Here is a 3,103-nt window from a genome sequence, read left to right on the forward strand (position 1 = left end):
TTTTATGATATTGCTCTTCAATCGTTTGCTCTGAATGCATTCCCTGAATAAACTGATCAAAAAGATCTTTTATTATCGGCTCGGCATGTTCTACAAAATCCGGCGTCAAAGCGGCTTGTAAGGTAAAGTAAGTGATGAGCACATCCTGTAAAAGAAACTTTATTTCCGCGCTTTCTTTTTTGGGAGGCCGGGTGCGGATATTTAAAAGTTCTTTGAGAACTTTTATATTGCGGATCATATCGTAGATGATAGATTCTTCCCAGGTGGCTTCATTCCAGACAAAAAAAGCGCGCACAAAGCTGGCCCGGCCTGTGGTGTCCCACAATTGAAGCGCAGTTGTAGGTCTCTCTTTGTTGGAATAGGGGATGGCCTCTCCCCAGCGCGGATCTACCAGGTTCAACCCATAGCGTTTAAATATGGAGCAAAAGGTTTGCTGGTAAATTTCCATCAGACACTCAAAGTTTTCAGTCCGATCCAGAAGAGTATTCTGCGGAAGGTTGACGATGGAATAAAGTCGGGCTACCTGGGTTTTGGCTTGTCCATCATCCAGCCCAACCATATATGAGCCTCCCCACATTCCAGCGGTAATGGGCACTTTGATCTTGTGCTGTTGGTCCAACTGCTGGGAAACAGAGTCAGCAATGACCTTGAAGAGATTATGCAGATAATAAAGATTTACCCTATTGTCTTTAGGGTAAAGATGCCCTGGCAGAATTTTATATTGCATAGACTATAACTGATCTGATAAAGCCAAGTTAACGTGCTATTTCGTTTCAGCAAAGATGTAGTGAGTTGCCGGATTGGCCGAATGTTTAATCGGTCACTGCACCTTTACTTGCAGAACCAACAAGTTTTGCATATTTAGCCAGTACACCTGATTGGTACTTTATTTCAGGTGCAACGAACTCTTGCCTTCTTTCTTCCAGTTCGTCATCGGTCAGCTCTACGTTTAATTCGTTCTCGTCCATATCTATGGAGATCGTGTCATTATCTTTAAGGAGAGCGAGTGTTCCGCCTGTTTGAGCCTCGGGCGCTATATGTCCAATAACTATTCCATATGTTCCGCCGGAAAACCTGCCATCTGTAATCAGGGCTACCTTGTCACCCAGGCCTTCCCCAACAATGGCGGCAGTGGGGGCGAGCATTTCTCGCATACCCGGACCTCCTTTTGGTCCCTCAAACCGTATGACAACGACATCGCCTGCTTTAATGCGATTTTCGAGAATGGCATCGAGACATTCTTCTTCGGAATTAAAAACACGAGCCGGGCCGGTGAATTTTCGAACCTTGACACCGGAAACTTTAGCTACAGCTCCCTCTTTACAAAGGTTGCCCTTTAGAATAACGAGGTGCCCTTCAGTAGATTTTGGACGATCTATGGGAAGTATGACATCCTGGTCTTTCCTTGGCTGGTCAGGGACATCAGCCAGGTTTTCCGCAATAGTTTTTCCTGTGACTGTCATGCAATCTCCATGAAGAAGGCCGGCATTTAACATCATTTTCATCACCTGTGGTATGCCGCCTGCCTGGTGCAAATCAATCGCTACATACTTTCCAGAAGGTTTCAGGTCGCAAAACAAGGGTACTTTCTTCCTGATTGTTTCAAAGTCGTCTATGGTTAGAGAAACTCCTACTGAGTGGGCAATGGCAAGAAGATGTAATACCGCATTTGTGGAACCGCCAACCGCCATGATAACTGCTATAGCATTTTCAAAAGCTTTGCGAGTCATGATGTCTCGCGGAAGGATGTTCTTCTCAACAATATTTAGAAGGGCTTTTGCGCTTTCCCCTGTGCTGATTTCTTTTTCTTTATCTTCGTTAGCCATAGTGGAACTATAAGGCAGGCTCATGCCCATTACTTCAAATGCCGAAGACATAGTGTTGGCGGTGAACATACCCCCGCAGGAGCCGTAACCCGGGCAGGCATTTTTCTCGATATCGGTGAGTTTATTCTGGTCAATAGAGCCGGCACCAAACTGGCCGACTGCTTCAAACACGCTGACAACGGTCAGGTCTTCGCCATCCAGTTTTCCGGGTTTGATGGTGCCGCCATAAACAAAAATTCCGGGAATGTTCAAACGGGCCATGGCAATCATGGCTCCGGGCATATTTTTATCGCAACCGCCTATGCAGATTACGGCATCCATGCTTGCTCCCCGGCAAACCGTTTCTATAGAGTCAGCGATTACATCGCGGCTGACCAGAGAACATTTCATTCCCTCTGTTCCCATCGAAATACCATCGCTGATGGTGATGGTGCCGAACATCTGCGGCATGCCGCCGCTTTTTCTGATTTCCGCAGAAGCGACATCGGCCAGTTTGCCAAGTCCGGCATTACAGGGCGTCAGGTCACTTTGTCCATTAGCGACACCTACGATAGGTTTATTAAAATCCTCATCGGTAAACCCCACTGCCCTTAACATTGCACGATTTGGGGCGCGTCGGTCTCCCTGGGTGATAGATCGGCTTTTAGAGTTCAGTATTGTCATCTTAATTTCCTGGTGGTGTTTTTTATTAGAGGCATTTCCGCCTGAATTTATTCATCGGTGTTCAAACAGGGCAGGATTATAGGTCCAGCTCTGAAACGGCATTGACGGTGGGACGGCGGAAATAGCCATCTCCATTTTGAGAATGCGCGATAGCGTAGTATACAGGATTTGCAGCTACTTTTAAAATTGCTTGCGACCCACTGATTTCAATCTCATGGCTGAAGGGAATGACGGGGGTTTGCCTGTCCTTTTTCCATGTTTTATTTGGAGACTTTGAAGCCAGAAAATCAGGAAGTCGAAAGGATCTCTGAGAGTATAAATAGTCCAGCTTCAACAGGTCTTGCTCCATGGGGGTGGAGGAAGGATAGAAAGTATCCCTGAATATGCGGTAATACTCATCTAGAGAAACCGGGTTCATCAACAGCCCACGAGAATCATGTTGATCCCGTAGTCGATTGAACAAAGTTATTGGATCCATTTTAGCCAGCAGATAATTGATCGAGAAACGGAATCGCTTGGAATTGTAATAACGATCAAAAATATCTTCGAATTCTTTTAAATACAGAACTTCTTCTGCAGAAAGATGACGATGCGATATCAGTTCATAAGGTGGG

General features: G+C 45.8%; 1 protein-coding gene and 2 pseudogenes (2 of these 3 cut by a window edge). All 3 read right to left on the reverse strand.

What is annotated here, in order from left to right:
• A pseudogene (locus F3741_09580) lies at positions 1 to 727 on the reverse strand (hypothetical protein); it reaches 311 nt to the left of the window's first position.
• A gap of 85 nt (positions 728 to 812) precedes the next feature.
• Positions 813 to 2,489, reverse strand: a complete 1,677-nt coding sequence (ilvD, locus tag F3741_09585; GenBank protein ID MZG31034.1) for a dihydroxy-acid dehydratase — start codon at positions 2,487 to 2,489, stop codon at positions 813 to 815.
• A 76-nt stretch (positions 2,490 to 2,565) separates the two neighbouring features.
• Positions 2,566 to 3,103, reverse strand: a pseudogene (locus F3741_09590) (DUF4080 domain-containing protein) (it continues 1,179 nt past the right edge of the window).

This window comes from Nitrospinota bacterium (genome assembly GCA_009873635.1).
Classification (GTDB): Bacteria; Nitrospinota; Nitrospinia; order Nitrospinales; family VA-1; genus LS-NOB.